Here is a 20,976-nt window from a genome sequence, read left to right as displayed (position 1 = left end):
TTAATCCTTGGGTGTCACGACCAGCGTGCCCTTGACGCTCTGATGGAAGTCGTCGAAAAACGGATATTCACCGGGACGCGAAATGGTGATCACCACGAACGACTTCACGCCGGGACCCAACACTTTTTCTTTGCGCAGCGGAATGCTTTCGAACTCGACCGGCTCGTTGCTGTCGTTGGTGAGTTCGATCTTGAAGCGCCCCGCGGGCACCTCCAGACGGGCGGGCTCGAACGTGCCGTCTGGCTTGAAGGTCAGTTGAAATGTCGGCAGCTCATCCGCACAGGCAGGCAGCACGGCTGCCCCCATGAGTGCGACGCCGAGCACCGCTTGACGCCACCGTTTCACAATCAGTACCCACCCTTCTTGCCCGTACCGGCGTACACGAACGTGTAGTCGAGCACGAACGGCGCGAACCAGGGGCCCACGCCCGTTTCCTTATCGATGTGACGACCGAAGTGCGATCCCTCGCCGCCCGGCGGCGAGATCGTGTATTTCAGCTTGTATTTGCCCGGGCCTTCCAGCTTGACGTTGTCGCCGTAGTGCGGGCCATCGTTGGCAACCATGGGCATGAACGTGCCCTTCTGGACATTGCTGCTGCCTTCTTTTTGCAGTTCGAACTGCACGGTCAGATAGGGCATCCACTCGCCTTCCGGGAAACCGGTGGCGTTGTCGGCCAAGGCATGGATGTCGGCTTCGAGATGGATATCCGAATCTTTCGCCGGACGCATCATGCCGGGCGGATCCATTTCGATCGGCTGCAGATATACCGCGCCAATTTCCATCCCGCCCTTTTGCGCGGGTTTGCCGATCGGATACTCCGCTGCCGACGCTTGCGCGCACATGCCCAATGCCATAGCCAATCCTGCGGCCATGCCCGCGACCTGCTTCATCATCTGAGGTGTCCTGTTCGTGTCGATCACTATGAAAAAAGGCTCTTGCAATGCAAACAAGAACCGTTTTCATGAGCCTAACCGGGAACGGCTGACACCCCGCTGAACCTCGAGCGGCGACGGACGGCGCGCGAGGAACGCTGATTTACGGCAAGCGACTCAGGGCTTGCGGCCGCCGCCCGGTGCGCCGGGCGTGCCGGGCGGGACGAAGGGGAACGTGGAAAACATCGAACGCGTTTGATCTTGCATCTGATCCTGCATCTGCACGAACAGGTTTTTGCTCTGATCGATGTAGCTGTTCATCATGCTCTGCATCATCGGCGTCTGCACGTTCATGAATTGCGCCCAGGCTTCCGGACCGAACTGGTTGCCGTAAATGCCCTTGGACTGCTCGGCAACGCGATCCTGAATCTCGATGAACGCCTGGATATTCTTTTCCAGGTACGACCCCATGATGCCCTGCATGGCGTGGCCGTAGAAGCGGATGATCTGCGCGAGCATGGGCGCGGAGAACATCGGCGAGCCTTCGCTTTCCTCTTCGAGAATGATCTGCAGCAGGATGCTGCGGGTCAGGTCATCGGAGGTCTTGGCATCGATCACCTGGAATGTTTCGGTGGCGAGCACAAGCTGCTTGACGTCGGCCAGCGTGATGTACGTACTGGTCTGCGTATCGTAGAGCCGGCGATTGGGATATTTTTTGATCAGGCGGATGCCTGTGTCGTTAGGTGCATGCGTCATGGTGTCGCCAGGATCTATATCGTTTCGAAAGGAGTGATGAAAACCGTCTCGCGTGCTCCCCTGCTGCGAGACGGTGGCCGCCGTGGCGGTCAGCCCATATGCAGGCCGCCGTTGAGCGAAAAGTCGGCACCGGTCGAAAAACCGGATTCTTCCGAAGCCAGCCACGCCACGATGGACGCGATCTCTTCGGGCGTACCCAGACGACGAACCGGAATGGTGCCGACGATTTTCTCGAGCACATCGGGACGAATGGCACGGACCATGTCGGTTCCGATATACCCCGGCGAAATCGTATTGACGGTCACGCCCTTGCTTGCCACTTCCTGCGCGAGCGCCATCGTGAAACCGTGAATACCGGCCTTGGCCGTGGAATAGTTGGTTTGACCGAACTGCCCTTTCTGGCCGTTGACCGAGCTGATATTGATGATACGACCGAAATTGCGTTCGACCATACCGTCGATCACTTGCTTGGTGACGTTGAACAGGCTGTTCAAGTTGGTGTCGATCACCGCCCGCCAATCGTCCAACGACATTTTGCGGAACAACCCGTCGCGGGTAATGCCCGCATTATTGACGAGCACATCGACCGGGCCCAGTGCGGCACGTACCTTATCGAAGGCTTCCACCGTCGAGTCCCAATCGGACACGTTGCCCACCGAGGCAAAAAATTCGTACCCCTGTGCGGCCTGCTCATCGATCCATTGCTGGTAATTGCGGCTCGGCCCGCAGCCTGCGGCGACCTGATAGCCCTCTTTGACCAGCCGGCGGCAAATCGCGGTTCCGATGCCTCCCATACCGCCCGTCACGTACGCTACTTTGCCTTTCATGTTGTTCCTCCGATGAAGCAACTGTTTTTGTCTTACCCGCTTGGTTTCACACCATACCAGAGCACACTGGCATATTTTCCAAACCGACCGATATCTAAACGCGTACTTTTACATACCGACCTGGCGCCGCTTCGATAATGGGATAGGCCGCGCTGCCTTGCGCTTTCGGAGCACGTCCGCGACGCCCCGCATGACCCGCCAGCCAATCGGACCAATCCGGCCACCAACTGCCGGGATGCTGGGCCGACTGCGCCATCCAGTCGTCGGCGTTGCCGGGCAGATGAAGCGCCGCGTCCGGTTGCGTGTCGACGGTCCAGAAATGCCGGCGCTGCTTTTCAGGCGGATTGATCACCCCGGCGATATGCCCGGACGCGCCGAGCACGAAACGCTTGGGGCCGCGCAGTATCTGCGTGGAGGCATACGCCGCATGCCAGGGCACGATATGGTCTTCGCGCGAGCCGAAGATATACGCCGGCATATCCAGGCGCGTGAGATCGATCGGCTGCCCGCATGCCCGCGTCTTACCCGGCATGGCCAGGTTGTTTTCGAGATAGGTATTGCGGAAGTACCAGGAAAAGAAAGGTCCCGGCAGATTGGTCGCGTCGGCATTCCAGAACAGCAGATCGAATGCCGGCGGCGTTTCGCCTTTCAGATAATTGGCGACGACGTAGTTCCACACGAGTTCATTGGGCCGCAGGAACGAGAATGTGGTGGCCAATTCGCGGCCCCACATCAGGCCGCCCGATCCGATCGATTGATCGCGGATGAGCGCATGCACTTCATCGACGAACACGCTGAGCACGCCCGTATCGCGAAAATCGAGCAACGTGGTGAGCAGCGTCAGGGCCGCCACGGGCGACTCGCCGCGTGCCTTCGCCAGCGCCAGCGCGGAGGCCAGCATCGTGCCGCCGACGCAGAAGCCCAGTGCATTGACCTGTGGCTGACGCGTGATCTCGGCCGCCACGGCGAGCGCCTTGAGCACGGCCTGGTCGAGATAGTCGCCCCAGGTAGCCTGCTGGATGCCGTCGTCGTCGGAAGGCAGCGGATTGCGCCACGACACCAGAAACACCGTGTGCCCGGCGGCCACCGCATAGCGCACGAAAGAGTTGGCCGGTTGCAGATCGAGGATGTAGAACTTATTGATATTGGGCGGCACGACGACGAGCGGTCGGGCATGCACCGTAGGCGTGGTCGGCGCGTACTGAATCAGTTGGAAGAGCTGATTTTCAAACACCACGCTGCCGGGCGATATGCCCACATTGCGCCCGATTTCGAAATGCGTTTCGTCGGTTTGGGTGATGCGTCCGCGCCGCACATCCGCCAGGAAATTATCGACACCGCTATTGAGCGCGCTGCCGGCGGTTTCGACGATGGTGCGCTGGGCTTCGGGATTGAGCGCGAGAAAGTTCGACGGCGAAAGCGCATCGACCCACTGCATGATGGAAAACCGCAAGCGTTCGCGCAGTGGCTGGGCGACGTCGGCCGCATCCACCATCTTGCCCATCGCACGCGCCGAGAGCAGATAAGCATGCGCAAGCAACAGATGCTGGTGGCTGCCTTCCCAACCGGCACCGGCGAAACGGCGATCGGCGGGCGGCGCAAGCGTACCTGCCCGAGCGGCCTGGGTGACCTGCTCCCAGTCACGCGTGAATTCGGCTTGGATCTGCACCAGCACTTCGGGCGCCAAGGGAACGGAGCCGGCGGGCATGGCAAATGGAAGGGCGTTCGATTGAGGAGCGTTCACTACTTACACCTTATGCGCTTACTTGTGCTGCTTCATTGCAGCTGCTGTGCTGCTGCGTGGGCTGCCGCTCTTCTTTTGGCTGGGGTGCGGCATGCCCGATAAAGGTCGTCCGCGCCAACAGGGTCTCGCGGATCATGGTGCATGGGGGTGCGGCCAGTGTCAATGCGGGTAATCAAGGGTGAGTGCGCCAGGCAAGCGTCACCATGCGCCCGCACTGTCCATCGCGACGATACGAAAAGAACCGCGCCCGGTCGGTCACCGTGCACGCGCCGCTCTGCAAGATTGCGGCAACGCCCGCGCGCTGGAGCCGTTGCGCGGCCAATAACGGCAGATCGGCGAGCCATTTGCCAGGTGCGTCGGGCTTGGATGCAAACGCCAATTGCGCCGCTGCGGACACGTCGGGCGGGATCGCCTGATCGGGCGGCGCAACGAATGCCGATCGCACGTCGTCGCCCACCTCGAACACATCGGGGCCGATGGCCGGACCGATCCAGGCACGCCAACCAGGCGCATGTGGCGCCGCGTCGCGCATAGCGGCCAACAGCGCCTCGAGCACGCCGGCAGCCAGGCCGCGCCATCCTGCATGGGCGGCGCCGACGATGCTGCCGTCGGTTGCAGCGATCACCACGGGCAGGCAATCCGCAGTCATGATGGCGAGCACGCGACCGGGCGTGCGCGTGAACGCCGCGTCGGCCGTCGGCACGGCGGTGCGCGGGGTTGCGGTATCCGCTGCATTCCCTGCAGCGTCGCCGCCAGCCTCATCGGCATCGACGACGGCAACGCCGTGCACCTGTTCGAGCCACAGCGGCTCGCCCGGCAAACGCTGGCGCAGCGCCAGGCGATTGGCGGCCACGGCATCGGCCGCGTCGCCCACATGCGCGCCCACATTGAAGCTGTCGTAAGGCGGTTTGCTGACGCCGCCGTCGCGGCCCGTTGTGAAGATGGTCAGACCCGGCCAGGCGGGTCCGGCCAGATCGCCAGCGCCCACCGCACGATCCTTCGACGCTGCCGTCGGATGACCTGCCGGATGATGCGGGGCGGTCAAGTCATCGCGCGAACGGCGCTCGCTCATGCCGCCGGTTCCCAGTCAATCTGCTGCATGACGCCCGCCATATCGGCTGGAATTTCGGCCGTCCACTCAACCTCGCCACCGCCGCCCGGATCGTCGAAATGGAGCGCGCGCGCATGCAGCATCTGCCGGGTGGCGCCGCCCGCAAGCCGCCCGCCGTAAAGCGTGTCGGCCACCAGGGGGTGGCCCAGGCTGGCCATGTGCACGCGGATCTGATGGGTGCGGCCGGTTTCAAGCTTGCATTCCACTTCGCTCACGGTGGCGCCGTCGAGCGTGCCGCGACGCATCGGCCGGTAATGAGTGACCGCAGGCTTGGGTGCGATCGGCCGCTCGACCGCCATGCGCACCGGCACCCGGTGATCGCGGCCAATGGCCAGTTCGACTTTGCCCGGGGCGCGTACGGTGCCGTGGGCCAGCGCGATGTAGCGACGCCCCATCGTGCGGGCTTGCAATTGACGCACGAGATGCGTTTGGGCGCGCTCGTTGCGCGCAACCACCATCAACCCCGAGGTGTCCTTGTCGAGCCGGTGCACGATACCGGCCCGCGCCACATGTGCCAGCTCGGGATACCGGTGCAGCAACCCGTTGAGCAAAGTGCCTTGCCAGTTGCCGGCGCCGGGATGGGTCACCAGACCGGCCGGCTTGTCGACCACGATCCAATCGGGGCTATCGGCAATGACGCCGAAGTCGATGGGTTCGGGCTGAAACGCCAGACTTTCGGGCGCGGGCTGCGCCCATACGGTCAGCACATCGTCGGGCCCGACGGTCTGGCGGATCTTGGCGACCGCGCCATTGACATGCACGTGTCCGGAGGTAATCCACCCTTGCAACCGGCTGCGCGAGTGCTCGGGCAGCAGGCAGGCGAGCACCTTATCGAGGCGGTCAGCCGCCTGTTCGAAAGGAACGCGTAATATCTGGGGGTCGTCGTCGTGCAGCGCTTCTTCGCTGTCGGCTATATCAGGCATGGAGACTAATCATATAATCGTCTTTGCCATGCTAACACCAAGGATACAACCCGTGATTTACCTGAGTGCTGCTCCATCGATTGCCCGGTCCCGCGGGTCGCTGCTTTGGCTGGTCATGGCGATGCTGACCGCCCTGCTGATCTCCGGCTGCGGCACATCGGGTGCCAAGGTCGACCCGACCGCAGGTTGGAGCGCCGAACAACTCTATGCCGATGCCAAGGAAGAAATCAATTCCGGCGGCTGGAACAACGCGCGCGATCGCCTGACCGCCATCGAAAGCCGTTACCCGTTCGGCGTCTACGCCCAACAAGCCTTGATCGAACTCGCCTACGTCAACTGGAAAGACGGCGAAAACGAGCAGGCATTGGCTGCCATCGACCGCTTCCAACAGCAATACCCCAACCATCCCGGCACCGATTACGTGCTGTATCTGAAGGGTCTGATCAACTTCACGCCCGCCAGCGCCTTCATGACCAACGTTACCGGTCAGGATCCGGCCGAGCGCGATCCGAAGGGTTTGCGGGCTTCGTACGATGCCTTCGCCGAGCTGATCAAGCGCTTTCCGGACAGCAAGTACGCGCCCGATTCGCAGCAGCGCATGAACTGGCTGGTGAACACGATCGCCATGAACGAGGTGTACGTCGCACGCTATTACTACGAGCGCGGCGCATACGTGGCGGCGGCCAACCGTGCCCAGATCGTGATCACCGACTTCGAAGGCGTCGCCGCCAACGAGCAGGCGCTGTACGTGATGATGATTTCGTACGATAAGCTGGGCATGACCAAACTGCGCGACGATGCCGACCGGGTGCTCAAACAGAACTTCCCCAACAGCACCATCCGCCAGGACGGCTTCCGATCGAAGGAAAAGTGGTACAGCCCGAAACGCTGGCTGTAAGCGGTGCGGCAAGGCGACCGGCAAGCCGGCTCGCCGTGATGCATACCAAACTCGAATCGTCCGGCACATGAAAAAGGAACCTTGCGGTTCCTTTTTTTGTTTCGCCATTGGTGTGCCGGGAATGCCGTCAAGCGACGAAGCGCCAATCGATCTTGCACCGCCGTGCGCAGGTTCGATCGCTTGCTCGCGACGCCGCGGTCATGCCGTCACGGGCTGCGCTGCGGTCCCCTCTGCCGCACCGGCAGCGTCGCGCCGGGCGATGCCGCGCACCACATCAACCCGCGCCAGCAACACCAGTCCGCCCACGAAAAACAGTCCCGTTGCCAAAATGGCGGTGCGATGATCGCCATGCGTCATCCAGGTGACCAGGCCGTAGCTGAGCGGCCCCACGACGGCGGCGAGTTGCACCGCAAACGTCCAGAGCGCGAAAAATTCGGCGAGCCGGTTGGCGGGAGCCAAGGCGCCGGTGAGGGCACGACCGGCGCTTTGGCTCGAGCCCATGCACAATCCCGCCAGCGCCGCGGCCACCCAGAACACCGATGGCGTGGTCGCGGCATACGCCACCAGCACCATGACGATCCAGCCGCACAGCGTGACAGCCAGCGCGGGGCGGTGGCCGATGCGATCCTGCAGATGACCGAACGCGAACGCCCCCGCCGCGGCCGCGATATTCACCAGGAAGATCAACAGCATGATCTGCGGCGTTTTGAATCCCATCGCCTGCTCGGCGTAAACCGCGGCCAGGGTGATGACGACGGAAATCCCGGCCTGGTAGCAGGCCCCGCACATCAAAAGCCGACGAAATTCGGGGTAATGCACGCCGGTATCGCGCCACGCGTGGGCGAGTTGCCGCAGCAGGTGCACCGGCACCTGCGTGCGGGATTGGGGCCGGGCCCGCTCACGCAAAAGCAGGAACGACGGCAGGGCCGCAAGCGCGAACACCACGCAGGTCACGGCGATGACCCAGGGCACATACCCTTCTGCCGACCAGCCGCGCGCCATCCCGGCGGTGACGATCGCCAGTGAAATCCCCAACGTCAGCATGCCGCCGAAATAACCGAAGCCCCAGCCCCAGCCCGATACCCGCCCCATGGACTTGGGCCGCGCCAACTCGGGCAGGAAGGCCGCGACCACCGATTCACCCACGCAATAGCAGTAATTGGAGACGATCAGCGCCCCCAGCGCGAGCACGATCGTGCCCGGCCCCGCCTGCGACATCACCGCCGTGGCGAGGATGCAGCCGATCGTGCTGGTAAACAGCAGCCGGCGCTTGGCGCCGCGCGCGTCTGCCCGCGCCCCGAGGGTGGGCATGGTGAGCATGACGGCGAGATACGATACCGACAGCGCGCTCGTCCACGCCAACGTGCCCCAGGGCGCATTGCCGGCTACCACGCCGACGAAATAAGTGCTGAAGACCGCCGTGAGAATGACGGTGGTGTAGCCCGAATTGGCAAAGTCGTACATTGCCCAGGCCCAGAGTTCCCGGCGCCGCACGCCCGGATTCAGGTGCGCGGCGACATCCGGCAATCGAACGCTCATTGAAGGCTGTCCTTGATCTGGTCGAGCGTTGAAGGATCTTCGATGGTAGTGAGGTCGCCGGTTTCGCGGCCCTCGCAAATCGCCACGATCGCACGGCGCAAAACCTTGCCCGAGCGCGTCTTGGGCAAGGCCTGCACGAATCGTAGCGCAGACGGACGCGCAATCGCACCCAGTTGATCGTCCACCACGGCCAGCATCTCGCGCCGCAAGGCGTCGGCTGCAGGGCCCGGCTCGCCCACCTGTGCGGACTTAAGCACGACGAAGGCCACGGCGGTTTGCCCTTTGATCGCATCGGCCACCCCGACCACTGCGCATTCGGCCACCCCTGCGTGGCTGCTGATCGACTCCTCGATCTCGCGCGTGCCCAGGCGGTGTCCGGCCACGTTGATGACGTCGTCGGTACGACCGAGGATAAAGTAATAGCCGTCTGCGTCGCGGCGGCCCCAGTCGAACGTCGAATAGACCTGCCGATTGGGCACGCTCGTGAAATAGGTCTCCACGAAACGGGCATCGTTGCCCCAGATGGTGGTCATCGCACCCGGCGGCAATGGCGGAACGATGGCGACCACGCCCTTTTCATCCGGGCCCATATCTTCACCCGTGGCCTCATCGACGATACGCACGTCAAAGCCATACACCGGAAACGACGGGCTGCCGAATTTCGTCGGCACGCGCTCGACGCCGGGTTGTGCGGCCAATATCGGCCAACCGCTCTCGGTCTGCCAGTAATTGTCGATAACGGGCTTGCCCAGGCTGTCGGCCACCCACTGCGCCGTGGGTTCATCCAGCGGCTCGCCCGCCAGGTAGATCGCGCGCAGCGATGTCAGATCGTGCTGCTTGAGCAATGCGGGATCCTGCTTTTTGAGCACGCGAATCGCGGTCGGCGCCGAAAACAGGGTATTGACCTTGTACTGCTCGATCAGCCGCCAGAGGATCGCTCCATCGGGACGCACCGGCGTGCCTTCATACAGCACGGTGGTCTGGCCGCCGATCAATGGGCCGTAGACAATATAGGAGTGGCCGACCACCCAACCGATGTCGCTCGTGCAGAAAAAGGTCTCGCCCGGCTTGCCATCGAAGATGTATGCCATCGATGACGCCAGGGCGACCGCATACCCGCCGATGTCGCGCTGCACGCCCTTGGGTGTGCCGGTAGTACCCGACGTGTAGAGGATATAGCTGGGCGCAGTCGATTCCATCCAGACGACCGGCACTTCGGCGCCCGCATGACGCGCGCGCGCTTCGGCATAGTCAATGTCGCGTGCGGGGTCGGTCTGCATGGGTGCCAGACCGCGATCGAGGATCAGCGTGCGGGTGGGCGGATGGCGGGCCAGCGTCAACGCGCGATCGAGCAGCGGCTTGTAAGCCACCACCTTGCCGCCGCGCGAGCCCGCGTCGGCGGATACGATGACCTTCGGTGCAGCATCGTCGATGCGCTGCGCCAGATTGACCGATGCAAACCCGCCAAACACCACCGAATGAATCGCCCCGAGCCTGGCGCACGCCAACATGGTGAACACGGCCTCAGGCACCATTGGCATATAGATCAGAACCCGATCGCCCTGCTCCACGCCTGTTTCACGCAACACGGCGGCCACCGCGTTGACTTCGTCGTACAACTGACGGACCGTGAATTCGCGCGTCTGATCGACCTCGGTGGAGACCCAGACCAGTGCGCGCTCATCGGCGCGCGTCTCGAGCCAGCGATCGACCGCGTTGTAGCAAAGGTTGGTGCGGCCACCTGGAAACCAACGGGCAAACGGCAGATTGCTGTCGTCCAGTACGCGCTCGAAGGGTGTTTCCCAATGAATCCGCCGCGCCTGCTCACGCCAGAAATTGTCACGATGATGTATCGAGCCGTAATGGAAATCCCGCATGGTTTGCATCGCTGTCTCCTGTTATTGTCTGGCCGTACTTAAGGTTTAGGGCGTTCGGGCTATACTCCGGCCGCCACACTCGGAAACGATTCTCCCACGATCCCGGCCCTACCCACTAGGCCGATGATCGCCGTGCACCGCACAATGTTGGTAGAATCCGCTCCAACTTTCAATCTCAACATGTTGATTTGGTTAAGTTCTCGCCAAATCACAAGGCCAAGCATGCATTCCACCAACCCTGCCGCGCAGCGACTTCAAGATCCTCACGGCAACTGGTGGCGTGCTCTTCGCATCCCCCTCCTCGCAAGCTGCATCGCCCTGGCGGGCTGTGCTGGCACGGGTTCGTCCCATAAATCGGCCTATCTCGACGCCGCGGATCCCGACGGCTACAGCCGCGAATGGCGGCAGGCGCAGGAAGATCCGATCGGCATGCTGGTCGCACAAAACCTGCGCCGCGAACGCCAGGCCGGCATTCAGCGCAGCAACGATCCGGTGCTGGCAGGCGAAGCCCTCAACTATCTTGGCGTGCGCTATCGCTACGGTGGTAATTCGCCCGACAGCGGGTTCGATTGCAGTGGATTGGTCAGTTACGTCGCCTCGCAGTCGTTGGGCATCAAACTGCCGCGCAGTGCTGCCGAAATTTCGCAGTGGGGCCAATCGATCGATCGTGAAGAACTCGTCGCCGGCGATCTCGTCTTCTTCAACACGATGGGCCGCCGCAATTCGCACGTCGGCATCTATCTTGGCGATGACCGCTTTATCCATTCGCCCAGTTCGGGCGGCGTGGTCCGCATCGAAAGCATGACCATGGCTTACTGGACCAAGCGCTATAACGGTGCGCGCCGTTTGGATACCGGGCTGATGGCCTCGGCACGCGCCGCCCGCTGAAGCGCTCCAGGCCAATCGTGGCCGCCTGACTTCTCAAAAGCATAAAAAAGGGCATCGAATGCATTTCGCATTCGATGCCCTTCTCGTTGGCGTCAGGGACCGGCCGATCCTTGGCCGCGCGTCACCGCTCAGTTGGCGTGTAAAGCCCTTACGTGCGCGATGTCAGGCATTCAAGCCGCACAGGCCGCACTGGTTGAGCGCCTGCTGCATGCTGCAGACGGACCGGCGACAAGCCACCACACGAATGCCGCCGCGCTGTGCGGCATGGCGGAACGTCTTCATCACGTTGTGACCAAGGAAGTCGGTCAGCAAAATGACCAACTGCGTGCCCGTGGGCAATTGCAAGGTACGTTTTTGGTGCGAGGGATCGCGTCCGCTGATGTGATGCGTGATCGCGATGTTGTGCCCCTTTAACAGATCCGGAATATTGCCGAGTCGATCGGCCCCCACCACTACTGCACTGAGCGCTGCTGCCATGATCACTCCACAAAAGTTATTGGCGTGAAGGAATGATAATGATTCTTGTTTGTTTGCTCAACACAAATGAGAGGAATTCTCATTTAATATATCTATGGGGTTGAATCCGCGATAGCGTCAGGCTTCCTCAGTACCCTGGACGGCATCCTGCACCACCGCCCGCGTCAGCGACGAGGCCAGCATTTCCAGGAAGGTGTACACGTAATCCCGCAGGAACACGCCCTGTTTGATCCCGACGCGCGTGGTGTGCGTGCCGAAGAGGTGACCTACCGGCAGGCCCACCAGACCGGTGTCGCGCCGCGGGTCGAACGCCACGCCGGCGATGATGCCGATGCCCAAGCCCACGTCCACATACGTCTTGATCACGTCGGCGTCGATCGCCTCGAGCACGATGTCGGGATGGATGCCTTGCGTGGCAAACACCTCGTCGATCGTCGAACGGCCAGTAAACGCCCGGTCATAAGTCACGATGGGATATTCGGCAAGTTGCTCGAGCGACAAAGCGCGCGCCGCGCTCGACGTCAACTCCGCCAGGGGATGATCGGGTCGCACGACCACGGTGTGCTCCCAGGTATAGACGGGCAGCGTTGCCAGGCCTGGCGTCAGCGCCAACGCCTCAGTCGCGATGGCGACGTCGGCGTGCTCATGCAGCACCATCTCGGCCAGTTGCGCCGGGCTGCCTTCTGCCAGCGACAGATGTACCTTGGGGAACTGTTTGCGAAAGGCCGGAATCACGCGCGGCAACAGATAGCGCGCCTGGGTGTGCGTGCACGCGATGACCAGTCCGCCTTCATCGCGGCGTGCAAACTCTTCACTGACTTTCTTGAGGTTATCCACTTCGCGCATGATGCGGTCGATGACCTGGGAGACTGCCAGCCCCGGCTTGGTCAGACCTTTGATGCGCTTGCCGTGCCGTTCGAAAATCTTGACGCCGAGCTCATCTTCAAACTCGATGATCGCCTTGGACACGCCCGGCTGCGACGTGTACAGCATGCGCGCAGCCTCGGTCAGATTGAAGTCGCGGCGGATGGTCTCACGCACGAAACGGAACTGTTGAAGATTCATAAACACCCCTTAGTGGGGGCATTATAGGTAATATAGAAGTAATTCAATATTACTTATTCATATAAGCTTAGGCGAGTCAAACGCATAAGCAAAGGGGGGCGCGAGCCCCCTCTTGAATGCTGCATGATGAGGTTGATTCATCCAGCGGACGGACTCAGCGCAAACGCGCGGATGCCCCCGCGGACGTGCGCCGTGGAAGTGACCCGCGGATGTGCTCCGCGGATGTGGCCTGTGGATGTGCTCGGCGGAATCGCCCAGCGCATCCGACCTGGATGATTACATGCTGATCGTCGTATTCACCTTGCGACCGTGCGCCGACCAGCGCGCCGTGATTGTTTTGGTCTGCGTCCAGAACTGCACGGCCTGCTTGCCGTTCGGCCCCAGATCGCCCAGCTTGGAGCCGCGCGAACCGGTGAAGCTGAACCACGCCACAGGCACCGGAATCGGAATATTGATGCCGATCTGGCCCACGTCGACGTTGTTCTGGAAATACCGCGCCGCGCCGCCATCCTGCGTAAACAGCGCCACGCCGTTGCCATTCGGATTCTGGTTGATGAACGCGACCGCCTGTTCCAGCGTTTCCACGCCCACCACACACAGCACCGGACCGAAGATCTCTTCCTTGTAGATGGCCATCGACCCCGTCACGCCATCGAAAATCGTGGGGCCCACGAAATTGCCCGATTCAAAGCCCTTGACCGTGAGGTTGCGCCCATCGAGCAGCAGGTTGGCGCCCTCTTTCACGCCTTGTTCGATCAGGCTTTCAACACGCGTTTTGGCTTGCGGCGATACCAGCGGCCCGAGATCGGCGTCACGGTCGCTGCCGGCGTTGACCTTGAGCTTCTTGGCGCGCTCGACGAAGTCGGGCAACCACTTGCGCGCGTCGCCCACCATTACTGCTACCGACGCGGCCATGCAGCGCTGGCCGGCCGCGCCAAATGCAGCGCCCACCAGTTGATTCAACGCCACTTCGGGATCGGCATCGGGCAGGATCACGCAGTGGTTTTTCGCGCCCATCATCGACTGGCAACGCTTGCCGTGCTGCGACGCGCGGTTGTAGATTTCAGTGCCCACGCGGGTGGAGCCGATGAACGAGATCGCCTTGATATCGGGATGCTCGCACAGCGCCAGCGCCGTCTCGGCGGCGCCGTGCACCACATTGAGCACGCCCGGCGGCAAACCGGCTTCCTGCGCCAATTCGGCCAGGTACATCGAGGCGCTGGGGTCCTGCTCCGACGGCTTCAGGATGAACGTATTGCCGCAGGCCACGGCAATCGGAAACATGAAGCACGGCAACATGACCGGAAAGTTGAACGCCGTGATGCCGGCGCACACGCCCAGCGGCTGGATGGTCGTATACACGTCGATGCCGGAGGCGGCGTTTTCGGCGTACTCGCCCAACTGCAGACTGGCAATGGAGCAGGCGTGTTCGACCACCTCCAGACCCCGTCCCACTTCGCCTTCGGCATCCGGCAACGTCTTGCCGTGTTCACGGGTAATGAGTTCAGCCAGCTTGCCGCTGTTGTCACGAATCAATTGCTGCAGTTTGAGCATCACGCGCATGCGTGTGCCCTGCCCGCTGTTGCGCCACGTGGCGAAGGCTTCGCGCGCATTGGCCACCGCGGCGTCGAGCTCTTCGCGCGTTGCCAGCGGCACCTGCGCCACAACCCTCTGGGTCGCGGGATCGAGCACGTCGCGCCATTCCGTCGACTTGCTTTGCACATGTTTGCCGCCGATCAAAAGCGGAATGCGGGGAACATCGGTCATCAGAAACTCCTCTAGCGATTAAGGGATGGCGCGGGGTGCGGCACGCCGCTGTCTGCAGCGTCGGCACGCGCACCCGCCCGATTCATTGCTTGACCAACGCGCACGTCGAGTTGGCCAACGGCTGAAAGGCGTCCTTGGCGGGGATCGTGGCCAACAACGTCGAGTAATCCCACTCGCCTTTCGACTCGGCAGGCTTTTTCACCTGATAGAGATACATGTCGTGAATCACGCGGCCGTCGGGACGAATGGACGCGTTGCGCATGATGGGATCGTCGATCGGCAGGGTGCGCATTTTGTCGGCAACCACCTTGCCGTCGGTGCTGCCCGTCGCCGCCACGGCGCGCAGGTAGTGCAGCACACTGGAATACACGCCGGCCTGCGTCATGGTCGGCTTCAAACCGCCGAAAGCTTTGGCGAAGCGGTCGGACCAGGCGCGCGAGGCATCGTCAAAGTTCCAGTAAAACCCGTCCACATACGTCAGCCCCTGAGCGTTGGTGAGGCCCAAAGCGCGCAGGTCGGAAAGGAAGATCAACAGCGACACCAGCTTCTGCCCACCCTCGACCACGCCGAATTCTCGCGCCTGCTTGACGGCGTTGACGGTGTCTTGCCCGCCATTGGCCAGGGCCACCACCTGCGCCTTGCTGCTTTGCGCCTGCAACAAATAGGACGCAAAGTCTGGCGCGTTGAGCGGGTGACGCACGCTGCCGGCCACCGTGCCGCCGAGCGACTTCACGCGCTGCGACGTGTCGGCTTCGAGGGAATGACCGAAGGCATAGTCCACCGTGATGAAGAACCACGATTTTCCGCCCGCATCGATGGTGGCTTTGGCGCCGCCCACCGATTGGGAATACGTATCGAACATCCAATGAAAGCCGACCGGCGAGCATTCTTTATTCGTCAATGCGGTGGTCGCGGGTCCCGAGAACATCACGACTTTGTTCTTCTCACGCGCAATGCCCTGCACGGCAAGCGCCACGGCCGAGTTCGTGAGGTCGGCGATCGCCGTCACACCGTCACGATCGAACCATTCGCGCGCGCGCGACGCGCCCACGTCGGCCTTGTTTTGATTGTCCGCCGACACGAGATCGATTTTCATGCCCTTGCATTCGGCCGCCAGGCACGTCTCGATGGCCAACTTTGCGGCGGCTACGGAACCGGCACCGCCCATCGACGCGTAGTTGCCCGACATGTCGGTCAGCACCCCGATTTTTACCGGAGGCGGCTCGGCAGCCCACGCCGCACTGCCCATCCCGACGCCCAAGGCCAAACCCGCGGCCATACCGCGCATGTGCGATCTCATGATTGTTGTCTCCAGTCCGATTTTTTCGTTTTAGGTGAAGGACGCGACGCCCCTCCCGCCGGGTATCCCGGTGCGGCCAGTGTAGGTGTGTAAAAAAATCCAGGCAACGGCGATAAATGCACATTTGTTGTGCATTGATGCACAATGACGTTCAAGGAGATCGCGATGCTCGACTGGGACAGCCTGCGGTATTTTCTGGAAGTGGCGCGTACGCAGCGCGCCAGCGCCGCCGCCCGCCGACTCGGCGTCGAACACACCACCGTTACGCGGCGGATTCGTGCACTCGAAACGGAACTGAACACACAGCTTTTCGAGAAATCGCGCAGCACCGGGTTCACGCTTACCGGCGACGGCCAGCGGCTCTTCGTGCAGGCCGAACAGATGGAGAATCTGCTGCATACCGCGCGCGAAACCTTGTCCGGCACCGGGCCCGACCTGGACGGGCACGTGCGCATCGGCGCCACCGAGGCTTTCGGCACGTATGTGCTCACGCCACTGGCGACCGAGTTCCAACGACTCTATCCGCACATGACCCTGGACATCCTGCCCGTGCCGCGGTTTGTGAGCTTGTCCAAGCGGGAGGCGGACCTGGCGATCACGATCGAACGCCCCCAGCGCGGCCCCTATGTGTGCACCAAACTGTGCGATTACACGTTGCGTTTGTACGGTACGCCGCAATACCTGGCGCGCCACGCGGCGATACGCAGCGAAGCGGATCTGGCCGATCACGTGTTCATCGGCTACGTCGACGAATTGCTGTTCAGCGAGCGGCTGCGGTATCTGGAAGACATGGTGCCCACAGCGCGTGTGATTCTGCGCAGCACCAGCGTCATCGCCCAGTACCACGCGGCTTTGCAAGGCGAGGCGCTGGCCGTCCTGCCATGCTTCATGGCCGCACGCGACGACCGACTCAAGCCGGTGCTCACCGATGCGCTCGTGATCACGCGCAGCTTCTGGATGTATTGCCACGAAGACCTGCGCCGCTTGAAACGCGTGGCGGCCTTGTGGGACTTCATGCGGCACGCCGTGGCGGCGCATACCGACTTGCTGATGGGAACGCCGGAAGGTTCGGCACGGCCTCCGGCAGACCGATGATTTTTCGCCCGAAAATGCCGCCCTCGGCGGCAGCGAGCGATCGGCAGGTCATGTCGTCTACCGCTCTCAAGCCTGCCGCCTGATTTGCGGCTTGGCCGGGTAGGCAAGCCGCCGCTAACCAGGCCGCCGCTGGCTACGCCGCCGCTGGACGCGCCGTGGGCTGCGATTTGGGCGCTTTCACGCGCAATCGCTTGATCATCAGCGCCACCATCAGCGCGGCCACGATCGCATGGATCAGCCAGACACCGATCGAGAAACTGAGCCGCCCATCGCTGATCCATGCACGCGTGAGGTTGATCAGATTCATGTACAGCAACGCGACCAGGCCGGCGATCAACAGATCGCCAGAGCGGCCCATGCGGGGATTGACCGCACCCAGCGGGATCGCCAGGAGTGCCAGATTGAGGGCCGCCAACGGCAGCGAAATGCGCCACATGATCTGCGACCACGAACTATCGGTGTTGTCCTGCACCAGCAACTCGGTGGGCCGCGCCTTGCTGCTGCGCTCGGCCGCCGCGCGCGCTTCCGCGGCGCTATTGGCGTCGCTGCGGCTTTCGATTCGAACGCCATAGCGCTCGAACTCGATCATCCGCAATTCGGACGTGCCGGGCTTCAGATCGTAGCGATGCCCTGCGCCCATCACCAGAAAGCGATCGCCGTTGGGCATCGTTTCGGTATGCGCGCTATGGGTGGTGAGCAAGCTGTGCCACTCGGGGTCGATCTGCCGGACGAACACATTGCCCAACTCGTCGGTTTGCTGCTGCGGTTCGTCGGCGAAGAACACGCGCGAGCCATCGCTCGACTCGGCGAACTGGCCGGCCGTGACCTTGGCCAGATCGGACCGCTGTTCGAAGCGCTGGCGATACTCGCCGATCTGGCGATAGGCCCAGGGCGAAGCGACCAACGTGAGCACGGCGATCACGATGGAAATCGGAATCGCCACGCGCAGCACCGGGCGAAACCAGTCGGCCAGCGATAAACCGCTGGCGAACCACACCACCATTTCCGATTCTCGGTAATTGCGCGTGACGGTGGTGAGCACGGCGATGAAGATCGTCACCGACAAGATCGTCGGCAACGCCGTGATCGTCGAAAACGCGGCCAGCCCGAAGACGACGTCCGCGCCGATCGTGCCGCCGGCCGCCTCACCCAACAGGCGCACGAGCAGCACGCTCAGCCAGACGACGACGAGCGTGGAGAACACGACACCAGCGTGACTGCTGATTTCGCTAACAACGGAACGCTTGAATAGGGACATGTGAAAATATGCGGGATAATCGACTGCATCTATCGACGCACGTGGGAATCCGAATGGAATTTAGCACACAGACCACCGCCTCTCTGCATCAACTCAAAACGGCTGCCCTCGGCGTGGGCATCTTTGCCGATGGCGTTCTGTCGCCGGCAGCCGACCAGATCGACCGGGCATCGGACGGCGCCGTACGCGCTGTCGTCAAGTCCGAGTTTCGCGCCACGGTAGGCGAGAGCCTCGTCTTGCGCAATCTGCCCGGCGTCGCCGCGCAGCGCGTGGTGCTGATCGGCCTGGGCAAGCAGGAAGAATACAAGGCCACCGCGCTGGCTAGCGGCGAGCGCGCGTTCATCGCCGCTTGCGTCAAGGCTAACGTCACCGAAGCCGCGTCGTCGCTGGCCTCGCTGGCCATGCAGGATGTGCCGGTGCGCGCCCGCGCGCGCAGTGCCGCCATCGCCGCAGGCGATGCGACCTACCGGTACGACGCCACGTTCGGCAAGCCGGACAAGGATAAGCGCCCCAAGCTGAAGAAAGTGGTGCACGTGGTGGCAGCCGGCGACGCTGCAGATGCCAAAACGGGCCTGCAAGAAGGCCGCGCCATCGCCGAAGGCATGAATCTGACCAAGTTGCTCGGTAATCTGCCGCCCAACATCTGCACGCCCACTTATCTGGGCGAGACCGCCAAGCGGCTGGCCGCCGAGTTCAAGACCCTCAAGGTCGAGGTGCTCGAACGCAAGCAGATCGAAGCTCTGGGCATGGGCTCGTTCCTGTCGGTGGCGCGCGGCTCGGAAGAAGCGCCGCGCTTTATCGTGCTGCGTCATCCGGGAAGTGCCGCCAAGAAGCTCGCGGCCAAACCGGCTGGGAAAACCTCGGGCGGCGACGGTCCCGTCGTGCTCGTCGGCAAAGGCATCACGTTCGACTCGGGCGGGATTTCAATCAAACCCGCCGCCACGATGGACGAGATGAAGTACGACATGTGCGGCGCCGCCAGCGTGCTTGGCACCTTCCGCGCGCTGGCCGAGCTGGACCTGCCGTTCGAAGTGGTCGGTTTGATCGCGTCGTGCGAAAACATGCCCAGCGGCAAAGCGCTCAAGCCGGGCGACGTGGTGACCAGCATGGCCGGCCACACGATCGAAGTGCTCAACACCGATGCCGAAGGCCGTCTGGTGCTGTGCGATGCCCTTACCTACGCCGAACGCTTCAAACCGGCAGCGGTGATCGATATCGCCACCCTCACCGGCGCCTGCGTGGTCGCGCTGGGTCACGTCAATACCGGCTTGTTCACGCAGGACGATGACTTGGCCGACAGCCTGCTCAAGGCGGGCCGCGCCTCGCTGGACACGGCGTGGCGCATGCCGCTCGAAGATGCCTACCAGGAACAATTGAAGTCCAACTTCGCCGACATCGCCAATATCGGCGGCCCTCCGGGCGGCTCCGTGACGGCGGCATGCTTCCTGTCGCGCTTCACCAAGGCGTATCGCTGGGCGCATCTGGACATCGCCGGCACCGCCTGGAAAGGCGGCAAGGAGAAAGGCGCAACGGGTCGCCCCGTGCCGCTCCTGGTGCAATACCTGCTCGATCGCCAGGCCTCGCGCGCATGACGAACGGGTATTTGAATACCCCGGCGGCACGATGAGCCGGGTGGACTTCGCTTTTGGCGCGCCGGACCGCATGGTCATGGCGTGCCAGGTGGCCCGCAAACGCTACGAAGCCGGCGAGCGACTTGTTGTGTACTGCAGCGAGCCGCGTCGTCTGGCCGCATTCGACCGGTTGCTGTGGACATTCGACGATGTCGCGTTCATTCCCCATGCGACTGGCGACGATGCCGCGTCAGCCGCCATGCCGGTCGTGCTCACATCGAATGCCCCTGACAGCCTGTTGCGCGACGACGCCGTCGAGGCCGAATCGCCCACCTGGCTCATGAATCTGGACGATGGCTGCCCGCCCGCTTACACCAGGTTTGCGCGCGTCATGGAAATCGTGTCTGACGCGGACGACGACAAACTTGCCGCCCGGCAACGTTGGCGAGCGTACGCAGCAGCGGGTGACGACGTTCGAAGCCACAAGATCGGCGCCTCCGGCTGATTCGCGCCGACGCCCTGGACCACCGCGCGCCGGCGGTAGACGGGTGCCGCAGTGCTGGGCCGCGTGGCGTTCCGCGCGGCCACCAGCCGTTCCCTCTCAACAGGAGTTCGTATGCAACATCGCGACGACGACACTATTCCGACCCTGACCATTGCAGTCGATCCGCCCGCGGCCGCTGCAGAACCGCTGCCGCTTCTCACCGAACTGGCACCGGCCGCGTCGATGGGCGACAAATCCGCCGTTTCAGCGCACGAAGCGCTATTGCGGGTTACGCTGCAAGCAGAGATCGACGATGCCGTACACCGTGCGATGGACGACGCCCTGGCCCAGGTTCGTGCCACGCTCGATGCGCAATTGCCGGACATCATCGAACGGGTGCTGCGTAAAGTGCGCCCGGGCTGAATCGGCACGTTGCGCCCTCTTGACCCTCGACCGATCCCGTTGATACCGATCGACGCAATTTTGGCCTGAAAGTAGACCTTTAAGGGAACTGTCAGGTATGC

General features: G+C 62.6%; 20 protein-coding genes. 6 read left to right on the top strand and 14 right to left on the bottom strand.

Annotated elements, in window-relative coordinates; all coding sequences use genetic code 11:
• The 7 genes from EYW45_RS09460 to EYW45_RS09430 form a co-directional block, all read right to left on the bottom strand.
• Positions 1–306, bottom strand: coding sequence for a cupredoxin domain-containing protein (locus EYW45_RS09460; RefSeq protein ID WP_161135421.1), 306 nt, complete (start codon positions 304–306; stop codon positions 1–3).
• Positions 307–347: 41 nt separating this feature from the next.
• The gene (locus tag EYW45_RS09455; RefSeq protein ID WP_407924912.1) at positions 348–872 is read right to left on the bottom strand and encodes an iron transporter; all 525 of its coding nucleotides are present in this window, start codon (positions 870–872) and stop codon (positions 348–350) included.
• 177 nt (positions 873–1,049) lie between these two features.
• Positions 1,050–1,628 (bottom strand): polyhydroxyalkanoate synthesis repressor PhaR, encoded by a 579-nt coding sequence (gene phaR / locus EYW45_RS09450; RefSeq protein WP_161135099.1) that lies wholly within the window; start codon positions 1,626–1,628, stop codon positions 1,050–1,052.
• Positions 1,629–1,717: 89 nt separating this feature from the next.
• Positions 1,718–2,455: an acetoacetyl-CoA reductase gene (gene phbB, locus EYW45_RS09445; RefSeq protein WP_161135098.1), complete on the bottom strand. Its 738-nt coding sequence runs from the start codon at positions 2,453–2,455 to the stop codon at positions 1,718–1,720.
• Positions 2,456–2,549: 94 nt separating this feature from the next.
• Positions 2,550–4,199: a class I poly(R)-hydroxyalkanoic acid synthase gene (gene phaC, locus EYW45_RS09440; RefSeq protein ID WP_407924908.1), complete on the bottom strand. Its 1,650-nt coding sequence runs from the start codon at positions 4,197–4,199 to the stop codon at positions 2,550–2,552.
• Positions 4,200–4,371: 172 nt separating this feature from the next.
• Positions 4,372–5,271, bottom strand: coding sequence for a peptidoglycan editing factor PgeF (gene pgeF, locus EYW45_RS09435; protein ID WP_161135097.1), 900 nt, complete (start codon positions 5,269–5,271; stop codon positions 4,372–4,374).
• Positions 5,268–6,233: an RluA family pseudouridine synthase gene (locus tag EYW45_RS09430; RefSeq protein WP_161135096.1), complete on the bottom strand. Its 966-nt coding sequence runs from the start codon at positions 6,231–6,233 to the stop codon at positions 5,268–5,270. Before EYW45_RS09430 ends, pgeF begins: the two co-directional genes overlap by 4 nt.
• Positions 6,234–6,348: 115 nt before the next feature.
• On the opposite strand from EYW45_RS09430, the gene EYW45_RS09425 reads away from it, so the two are divergent.
• Complete coding sequence (locus EYW45_RS09425) at positions 6,349–7,131, top strand: outer membrane protein assembly factor BamD (RefSeq protein WP_161135419.1); 783 nt, start codon at positions 6,349–6,351, stop codon at positions 7,129–7,131.
• A 198-nt stretch (positions 7,132–7,329) separates the two neighbouring features.
• Here EYW45_RS09425 and EYW45_RS09420 read toward each other — a convergent pair whose 3' ends face one another.
• Positions 7,330–8,670: an MFS transporter gene (locus tag EYW45_RS09420; RefSeq protein ID WP_235938976.1), complete on the bottom strand. Its 1,341-nt coding sequence runs from the start codon at positions 8,668–8,670 to the stop codon at positions 7,330–7,332.
• Positions 8,667–10,556 (bottom strand): propionate--CoA ligase, encoded by a 1,890-nt coding sequence (locus EYW45_RS09415; protein ID WP_161135095.1) that lies wholly within the window; start codon positions 10,554–10,556, stop codon positions 8,667–8,669. The genes EYW45_RS09420 and EYW45_RS09415 overlap by 4 nt, the downstream gene beginning before the upstream one ends.
• Positions 10,557–10,769: 213 nt before the next feature.
• On the opposite strand from EYW45_RS09415, the gene EYW45_RS09410 reads away from it, so the two are divergent.
• Entirely contained in the window at positions 10,770–11,435 is a 666-nt protein-coding gene (locus EYW45_RS09410; protein WP_161135094.1) for a C40 family peptidase, read from the top strand.
• 162 nt (positions 11,436–11,597) lie between these two features.
• Here the strand turns inward: EYW45_RS09410 and EYW45_RS09405 are convergent, their stop codons facing one another.
• The 4 genes from EYW45_RS09405 to EYW45_RS09390 all read right to left on the bottom strand — a co-directional run bounded on the left by EYW45_RS09405 (position 11,598) and on the right by EYW45_RS09390 (position 16,044).
• The gene (locus EYW45_RS09405) at positions 11,598–11,912 is read right to left on the bottom strand and encodes a DUF2325 domain-containing protein (RefSeq protein WP_161135093.1); all 315 of its coding nucleotides are present in this window, start codon (positions 11,910–11,912) and stop codon (positions 11,598–11,600) included.
• A gap of 117 nt (positions 11,913–12,029) precedes the next feature.
• Positions 12,030–12,977 carry a CysB family HTH-type transcriptional regulator gene (locus EYW45_RS09400; RefSeq protein ID WP_161135092.1) on the bottom strand — a complete coding sequence of 316 codons (948 nt, stop codon included), beginning with the start codon at positions 12,975–12,977 and terminating at the stop codon, positions 12,030–12,032.
• A gap of 276 nt (positions 12,978–13,253) precedes the next feature.
• Entirely contained in the window at positions 13,254–14,744 is a 1,491-nt protein-coding gene (locus EYW45_RS09395) for a CoA-acylating methylmalonate-semialdehyde dehydrogenase (RefSeq protein ID WP_161135091.1), read from the bottom strand.
• Between the two features lie 82 nt (positions 14,745–14,826).
• The gene (locus EYW45_RS09390) at positions 14,827–16,044 is read right to left on the bottom strand and encodes an ABC transporter substrate-binding protein (protein WP_161135090.1); all 1,218 of its coding nucleotides are present in this window, start codon (positions 16,042–16,044) and stop codon (positions 14,827–14,829) included.
• Between the two features lie 165 nt (positions 16,045–16,209).
• Here EYW45_RS09390 and EYW45_RS09385 point away from each other — a divergent pair, with 165 nt between their 5' ends.
• On the top strand, positions 16,210–17,139 hold the full coding sequence (locus EYW45_RS09385; protein WP_161135417.1) for a LysR family transcriptional regulator: 930 nt from the start codon (positions 16,210–16,212) through the stop codon (positions 17,137–17,139).
• Positions 17,140–17,272: 133 nt separating this feature from the next.
• On the opposite strand, the gene lptF is transcribed toward EYW45_RS09385, so the two are convergent.
• A complete protein-coding gene (lptF, locus tag EYW45_RS09380; RefSeq protein WP_161135089.1) occupies positions 17,273–18,397 on the bottom strand; it encodes an LPS export ABC transporter permease LptF in 1,125 nt (374 codons plus the stop codon).
• Positions 18,398–18,450: 53 nt separating this feature from the next.
• Here lptF and EYW45_RS09375 point away from each other — a divergent pair, with 53 nt between their 5' ends.
• The 3 genes from EYW45_RS09375 to EYW45_RS09365 all read left to right on the top strand — a co-directional run bounded on the left by EYW45_RS09375 (position 18,451) and on the right by EYW45_RS09365 (position 20,875).
• Positions 18,451–19,989: a leucyl aminopeptidase gene (locus EYW45_RS09375; RefSeq protein ID WP_161135088.1), complete on the top strand. Its 1,539-nt coding sequence runs from the start codon at positions 18,451–18,453 to the stop codon at positions 19,987–19,989.
• A gap of 31 nt (positions 19,990–20,020) precedes the next feature.
• Positions 20,021–20,473: a DNA polymerase III subunit chi gene (locus EYW45_RS09370; protein WP_161135087.1), complete on the top strand. Its 453-nt coding sequence runs from the start codon at positions 20,021–20,023 to the stop codon at positions 20,471–20,473.
• A 111-nt stretch (positions 20,474–20,584) separates the two neighbouring features.
• Complete coding sequence (locus EYW45_RS09365) at positions 20,585–20,875, top strand: hypothetical protein (protein ID WP_161135086.1); 291 nt, start codon at positions 20,585–20,587, stop codon at positions 20,873–20,875.
• The last annotated feature ends 101 nt before the right edge of the window (positions 20,876–20,976 follow it).

Source organism: Schauerella aestuarii, from assembly GCF_009866805.1.
GTDB classification, from domain to species: domain Bacteria; phylum Pseudomonadota; class Gammaproteobacteria; order Burkholderiales; family Burkholderiaceae_B; genus Schauerella; species Schauerella aestuarii.
This window is presented reverse-complemented; position numbering and strand designations above follow the sequence as displayed.

What these genes read in the sequence shown, in the direction of transcription:
- EYW45_RS09460 (WP_161135421.1), bottom strand. Translation starts at nt 306, where the DNA reads ATGGGGGCAGCCGTGCTGCCTGCCTGTGCGGATGAGCTGCCGACATTT.
- EYW45_RS09455 (WP_407924912.1), bottom strand. Translation starts at nt 872, where the DNA reads ATGGCCGCAGGATTGGCTATGGCATTGGGCATGTGCGCGCAAGCGTCG.
- phaR (WP_161135099.1), bottom strand. Translation starts at nt 1,628, where the DNA reads ATGACGCATGCACCTAACGACACAGGCATCCGCCTGATCAAAAAATAT.
- phbB (WP_161135098.1), bottom strand. Translation starts at nt 2,455, where the DNA reads ATGAAAGGCAAAGTAGCGTACGTGACGGGCGGTATGGGAGGCATCGGA.
- pgeF (WP_161135097.1), bottom strand. Translation starts at nt 5,271, where the DNA reads ATGAGCGAGCGCCGTTCGCGCGATGACTTGACCGCCCCGCATCATCCG.
- EYW45_RS09430 (WP_161135096.1), bottom strand. Translation starts at nt 6,233, where the DNA reads ATGCCTGATATAGCCGACAGCGAAGAAGCGCTGCACGACGACGACCCC.
- EYW45_RS09425 (WP_161135419.1), top strand. Translation starts at nt 6,349, where the DNA reads ATGGCGATGCTGACCGCCCTGCTGATCTCCGGCTGCGGCACATCGGGT.
- EYW45_RS09420 (WP_235938976.1), bottom strand. Translation starts at nt 8,670, where the DNA reads ATGAGCGTTCGATTGCCGGATGTCGCCGCGCACCTGAATCCGGGCGTG.
- EYW45_RS09415 (WP_161135095.1), bottom strand. Translation starts at nt 10,556, where the DNA reads ATGCAAACCATGCGGGATTTCCATTACGGCTCGATACATCATCGTGAC.
- EYW45_RS09410 (WP_161135094.1), top strand. Translation starts at nt 10,770, where the DNA reads ATGCATTCCACCAACCCTGCCGCGCAGCGACTTCAAGATCCTCACGGC.
- EYW45_RS09405 (WP_161135093.1), bottom strand. Translation starts at nt 11,912, where the DNA reads ATGGCAGCAGCGCTCAGTGCAGTAGTGGTGGGGGCCGATCGACTCGGC.
- EYW45_RS09400 (WP_161135092.1), bottom strand. Translation starts at nt 12,977, where the DNA reads ATGAATCTTCAACAGTTCCGTTTCGTGCGTGAGACCATCCGCCGCGAC.
- EYW45_RS09395 (WP_161135091.1), bottom strand. Translation starts at nt 14,744, where the DNA reads ATGACCGATGTTCCCCGCATTCCGCTTTTGATCGGCGGCAAACATGTG.
- EYW45_RS09390 (WP_161135090.1), bottom strand. Translation starts at nt 16,044, where the DNA reads ATGAGATCGCACATGCGCGGTATGGCCGCGGGTTTGGCCTTGGGCGTC.
- EYW45_RS09385 (WP_161135417.1), top strand. Translation starts at nt 16,210, where the DNA reads ATGCTCGACTGGGACAGCCTGCGGTATTTTCTGGAAGTGGCGCGTACG.
- lptF (WP_161135089.1), bottom strand. Translation starts at nt 18,397, where the DNA reads ATGTCCCTATTCAAGCGTTCCGTTGTTAGCGAAATCAGCAGTCACGCT.
- EYW45_RS09375 (WP_161135088.1), top strand. Translation starts at nt 18,451, where the DNA reads ATGGAATTTAGCACACAGACCACCGCCTCTCTGCATCAACTCAAAACG.
- EYW45_RS09370 (WP_161135087.1), top strand. Translation starts at nt 20,021, where the DNA reads ATGAGCCGGGTGGACTTCGCTTTTGGCGCGCCGGACCGCATGGTCATG.
- EYW45_RS09365 (WP_161135086.1), top strand. Translation starts at nt 20,585, where the DNA reads ATGCAACATCGCGACGACGACACTATTCCGACCCTGACCATTGCAGTC.